This window comes from Stenotrophomonas sp. S39, from assembly GCF_016624665.1.
Lineage (GTDB): Bacteria > Pseudomonadota > Gammaproteobacteria > Xanthomonadales > Xanthomonadaceae > Stenotrophomonas.
Map to the genome: position 1 here is coordinate 1 of NZ_JACVTT010000158.1, position 5719 is coordinate 5719.

Genomic DNA, 5719 nt, shown 5'->3' on the forward strand with positions numbered 1-5719 from the left:
GGCGCCGGGGGGGGGGGGGGGGGGGGGGCGGCCCCGGGGCCGCCACTACCGCGGACGGCCATCCACGCAGGGCGTGGATCTACTGGTAGAGCCGGCCGCTGGCCGGCTGCCTGGCCCTCCGGGTTTGACGCGCCGTAACGAAAAGAGAACAATTCGCATCCAGCCACGGTCCTGCGCCGCCTCCCCCAGCGACGCCCCGCTGCCGCTTGCCGGCACGCCTGCGTGATCCCAGCCATCGACCCCTTCCCTTCCGCCACCGCGGACGGTCGCGTGCTGTCCGCCGAGGATCCCCCACCGATGCTGCCCACCCGTTCCCCCCGCCTGGCCGTGCTGGCCATGGCCCTGTCTGCCGCCTGTGCCGCCCACGCCGAAGCCCCGGCCGACACCCGCAGTGCCACCGACCTGGATGCGATCAAGGTCACCGCCGAACGCACCCATACCGAAGCCGGCGCCCTCGGTGACCGCGCCCTGCGCGACACCCCGTTCGCGATCACCGCGGTCGGCCGCGAGCAGATCGAGCAGCGCCAGGTCGTCTCGCTGGGCGAAGTCTTCCTGTTCGACCCGTCGGTCACCACCCAGGTCAGCGCCTACGCCAGCGGCTGGAGCTCGCCGATCCGCAACCGCGGCATCGACCTCAACTTCGACAGCTACCGCGTCAACGGCCTGCAGGTGTCCTCATGGGGCACCGAATGGCCGCTGGAAGTGATGGAGCAGGTGGACCTGCTGAAGGGTCCCGGCGGCTTCCTGTACGGCTTCGGCGCACCCGGCGGCATCGTCAACTACATCACCAAGAAGCCGACCGACAGCACCACCTTCAGCGCCCAGCTCGGCTGGCGCGAACAGGGCATCGCCAGCGGCGGCGTGGATGTCGGCGGCCGCTTCGGCAACGAGCAGATGTTCGGCTACCGCTTCAACGCGTACCAGGAAAAGGGCGAGACCTTCAACGGTGGCCATGTCGACCGCAAGGTCGGCGCGCTGTCGCTGGACGCGCGCCTGAGCGATGCGCTCACCTGGACCTTCGACGGCGTGTTCCAGTCGCGCGACCTGAGCGAGGAATCGCCGCAGTACTACTTCATCGGCCTGACCTCGCTGCCGCGCCCGATCGCCGGTGACGTCGACAACAGCGTACCCGGCACCTACTACGACACCCGCTCCAGCCTGCTGTCGACCGCCCTCAACTGGCAGATCAACAGCGACTGGAAGGCCAGCCTGAGCTACGGCGTCACCACCTCGTGGAATGACGTCAACAAGATCTTCGCCTACATCGACGATGTGAACGGCGACTACGACGTGAACGTGTACGAGCTGGGCGGCAAGAGCGAGTGGAAGCTGGCCCAGGCGCTGGTGCAGGGCAGCTTCCGCACCGGCCCGCTGCAGCACCAGCTGGTGGCCGGCGTCAGCCACCAGACCGGGCTGGGCTGGGACCGTCCCTACGAGTGGAGCAACATCGGCCGCGCCAACCTCTACCAGCGTTCGGCCATCCGCCACGACGCGGTGGGCTCGCGCGTACTCAGCCGCGGCGATGAAACCGTGCAGCAGGCGGTCTTCGCCAGCGACACCATCGATGTCGGCGGTGGCTGGTCGGTGCTGGCCGGCTGGCGCTACAACGACTTCGAAACCAAGGGCAGCTACCACACCTACCCGGTCACCCCGACCTACGCGGTGATGTACAAGCCCAGCGATGCGGTGACCCTGTACGCCAGCTACATCGAATCGCTGGAAGCCGGCAGCCGCGTCGGCAACACCTACATCAATGCCGGCGATGTGCTGGACCCGACCATCAGCAAGCAGTACGAGATCGGCGCCAAGGTGGAAGCCCCGCGCTGGAACGCGAACGTGGCGGCGTTCCGGCTGGAACGCGGGGCCAACATCGACCTGCTGACCAACGCCGGCAAGTTCCTGGTGCAGGACGGCATCACCCTGTATGAAGGCGTGGAAGCCAGCGGCGACCTGCACCTGAGCGACGCGCTGACCGTCGGCGGCGGCGTGACCTGGCTGGACCCGACCTACGACAAGCTGTCCCCGGCCAGTGCATCGCAGGAAGGCAACCGCACCGCCGGCGCGGCCCGCTGGAGCGGCGTGCTGCACGCCAACTACCAGTTGCCGTGGGTGGACGGGCTGGAAGCCTATGCGGCCGTGCGCTACTACGGCGATGTCTGGTACGACGCCGACAACACCCTGAAGCTGCCCGACTACACCCTGGTCAACGCCGGCGTCGGTTACCGCCTGCTCGCCTCGGGCCATCCGGTCACCCTGCGCGCCAGCGTGGAGAACCTGGGCAACCGCAAATACTGGTCGAACGCGGGTGTCGGCCTGCCGCGCACCTTCGCGGTAAGCGTGCGCTGGGAGATGTAACCCGACTCCCCGCCCGAGGTGGGTGCGGACCGCCCAAGGTGGGTGCGGACCGTTGGTCCGCACATCGCTCCCCCATTTCACGCGCGCACCGCAATAATGGGGGGCATCCCGCCCCCCGAGCCTGCATGTCCACCCGCGAATCCCGCTTCAGCCGCCTGTGGGCACACGAAAAGGCCAGCTACGGCCTGCGCGTCTTCATCGCCCTGACCACGGCGCTGGGCGTGTGCTGGCACCTGGACGCGCTGCCGGCCCTGCCCGGGGTGTTCCTCGGCATCATCGCCAGTGCCATCGCCGAGACCGATGACAACTGGTGGGGCCGCACCAAGGCGGTGCTGCTGTCGCTGCTGTGCTTCTGCATCGCCGCCGCCTCGGTCATCTGGCTGTTCCCGCTGCCGTGGGTGTTCATCGGCGCGCTGGCGCTGTCCACGTTCTGCCTGACCCTGCTGGGCGCACTGGGCGAACGCTACGCGTCCATCGCCCAGGCCACGGTGACCCTGGCCATCTACACCATGATCGGCCTGGAGCAGCATGGCGGCGCCGGCGACCTGCCGCGCGCCATGGAGGCGGCCAGCCACCTGCTGATCGGCGCGGTCTGGTACGGCCTGCTGTCGATCCTGTGGACGGCGCTGTTCGCCAACCGGCCCGTGCGCGAACGGGTCGCCCGCCTGTACGTGGAACTGGGCCGCTACCTGCAGCTCAAGGCCACGTTGTTCGAACCGGTGCGCGAAGCCGACCTGCAGCGCCGCCAGCTGGACCTGGCCGAACAGAACCGCCGCGTGGTCGGCGCGCTCAATGAAGCGAAGGCCGCGATCCTGGCCCGCTTCGGCCGCTCCGGCCGGCCCGGCGTCAATTCCGGCCTGTACCTGCGCCTGTACTACATGGCGCAGGATTTCCACGAACGCGCCAGTTCCTCGCACTACCCCTATGGCGCGCTGGTCGATGCGTTCTTCCACAGCGACGTGCTGTACCGCTGCCAGCGACTGCTTGACCTGCAGGGCCAGGCCTGTGCGCGCCTGGGCGAAGCCATCCGCCTGCGCCGCCCGTTCGTGTACGGCGAAAGCAACCAGCAGGCCGGCCGCGACCTGGCCGATGCGCTGGCCTACCTGCGCGACCAGCAGCGCCCGCAGTGGCAGCGCCTGCTCGGTTCGCTGGACCTGCTGGTGCACAACCTGCGCAGCATCGAACGCCGCCTGCTTGATGCCGAACGTTCCGAAGCCAGCCTGGACAACGTCGATACGCGCCTGCGCGACAGCAATCCACATACCCTGCGCGAGATGGGCGTGCGCATCCGCCAGCAGCTCACGCCGGGCTCGGTGCTGTTCCGCCACGGCCTGCGCATGGCCGTGGCACTGGTTGCCGGCTTCCTCGCCATCCGCCTGTTCGACGCGCAGCACGGTTCGTGGGTGCTGCTGACCATCGTCTTCGTGTGCCGACCCAACTTCGGCGCCACCCGCCAGCGCCTGGCCCAGCGCGTGGTCGGCACCCTGGCCGGCCTGGTGCTGACCTGGGCGCTGCTGCAGCTGTTCCCGCAGCTGCACGTGCAGCTGCTGATCGCCCTGCTGTCGGCACTGCTGTTCTTCTACAACCGCACCGATCGCTACCTGGTGGCCTCGGCGGCGATCACGGTGATGGCGCTGACCTGCTTCAACCTGATCGGCGACGGCTTCGTGCTGATCGTCCCGCGCATGGTCGACACGGTGCTGGGCTGTGCCATTGCCGCTGCCGCTGCGTTCCTGATCCTGCCCGACTGGCAGGGGCGGCAGCTGCACCTGGTGCTGGCACGGGTGCTGGATACTGCCTCGCGCTACCTCGATTCGGTGCTGGGCCAGTACCGCAGCGGCATGCGCGATGACCTGGCCTACCGCATCGCCCGCCGCGACATGCACAACGCCGACGCGGCCCTGTCCACGGCGCTGTCGAACATGCTGCGCGAGCCCGGCCACGTGCGCCGCAACCTCGATGCCGGCTTCCACTTCCTGGCCCTGTCCAACACCCTGCTTGGCCACCTGTCGGCGCTGGGCGCACACCGCGACCAGGTGGACAGCTACGCCGGCGATCCACTGGCCCTGGCCGCTGGTGACCGGGTGCGCAAGGCCCTGCAGCAGCTGGCCACGGCGCTGACCGCACGGCAGCCGGTCAGCGAGGAGGACAACGATGCCGACCGTGCCGTGGCCGCCGAGCTGGAACAGATCGAAGAGGCGATGCCGCCGAAGCTGCAGTTGATCCGCACGCAGATGGCGCTGGTGCTGCGGCTGCTGCCGAAGGTGCGCGCGGCGGCGAACCAGGCGGTCACCACCCTGACCTGATGGGACGTGCGGACCAACGGTCCGCACCTACCGGGGCGGTTTCCATGCGGACCAACGGTCCGCACCTGCCAATGCCGCACCATTGTGTTGCAGCTGGCGCTGCATGCCGATCACAGCGTCGGGTGGATACTGGCCAATCTCCCCCTTGCTGGATGTTCCCCATGAAGATCGAACTGGGCGGCCGCACCGCGCTGGTCACCGCTTCCACCGCTGGCATCGGTCTGGCCATCGCCGAGGGCCTGGCCGCCGCCGGCGCTACGGTGGTCATCAACGGCCGCAGCGCCGACAGCACCGAGCACGCCCGCCAGCGCATGCTGGCCGCCGTGCCCGGTACCGAGGTGATCGGCGTGGCCGCCGACCTCTCCGATGCGGCCGGCGTGGACACCCTGCTGGCCGGCCTGCCGAAGATCGACATCTTGGTCAACAATGCCGGCATCTTCGGCCCGCAGGATTTCTTCGACACCGACGACGCCACCTGGGAACGCTACTGGCAGACCAACGTGATGTCCGGCGTGCGCCTGGCCCGCGCCCTGCTGCCGGCCATGGTCGATGCCGGCTGGGGCCGGGTGCTGTTCATTTCCTCCGAATCAGCACGCAACATCCCGGCCGACATGATCCATTACGGGGTCAGCAAGACTGCCCAGCTGTCGTTGTCGCGCGGCCTGGCCAAGCGCGTGGCCGGCAGCGGCGTCACCGTCAACGCGGTACTGCCCGGCCCGACCTTGTCCGACGGCTTCGCGGCGATGTTCGAGGAAGAACGCGCACGCAGCGGCAAGCCGCTGGAGCAGATCGGCCGTGAGTTCGTCATGGCCCACCGCCCGGCGTCGGTGATCCAGCGCGCGGCCACCGTCGAGGAAGTGGCCAACATGGTGGTCTACCTGGCGTCGGCGCAGGCCTCGGCCACGTCCGGCGCTGCCCTGCGCGTGGATGGGGGCGTGGTCGACGATATCGTGTAAGCGTTGGTGGGGGGGCGAGGTGTGGGGGGCCCCCGGGCCCCCCCCCCCCCGGCCCGCCCCCCCCCCCCCCCCCCCCCCCCCCCCCCCCCCCCCCCCCCCCCC

The 5719-nt window shown here is 69.3% G+C and carries 3 protein-coding genes; all 3 read left to right on the plus strand.

Annotation, left to right across the window (positions count from 1 at the left end; genetic code table 11):
* Positions 1–297 precede the first annotated feature (297 nt).
* The 3 genes from IAE41_RS21635 to IAE41_RS21645 all read left to right on the plus strand — a co-directional run bounded on the left by IAE41_RS21635 (position 298) and on the right by IAE41_RS21645 (position 5617).
* Complete coding sequence (locus tag IAE41_RS21635) at positions 298–2355, plus strand: TonB-dependent receptor (protein ID WP_200734516.1); 2058 nt, start codon at positions 298–300, stop codon at positions 2353–2355.
* A gap of 125 nt (positions 2356–2480) precedes the next feature.
* On the plus strand, positions 2481–4661 hold the full coding sequence (gene yccS, locus IAE41_RS21640; protein ID WP_079223835.1) for a YccS family putative transporter: 2181 nt from the start codon (positions 2481–2483) through the stop codon (positions 4659–4661).
* Between the two features lie 161 nt (positions 4662–4822).
* Complete coding sequence (locus IAE41_RS21645; protein ID WP_200734517.1) at positions 4823–5617, plus strand: SDR family oxidoreductase; 795 nt, start codon at positions 4823–4825, stop codon at positions 5615–5617.
* Positions 5618–5719 lie beyond the last annotated feature (102 nt).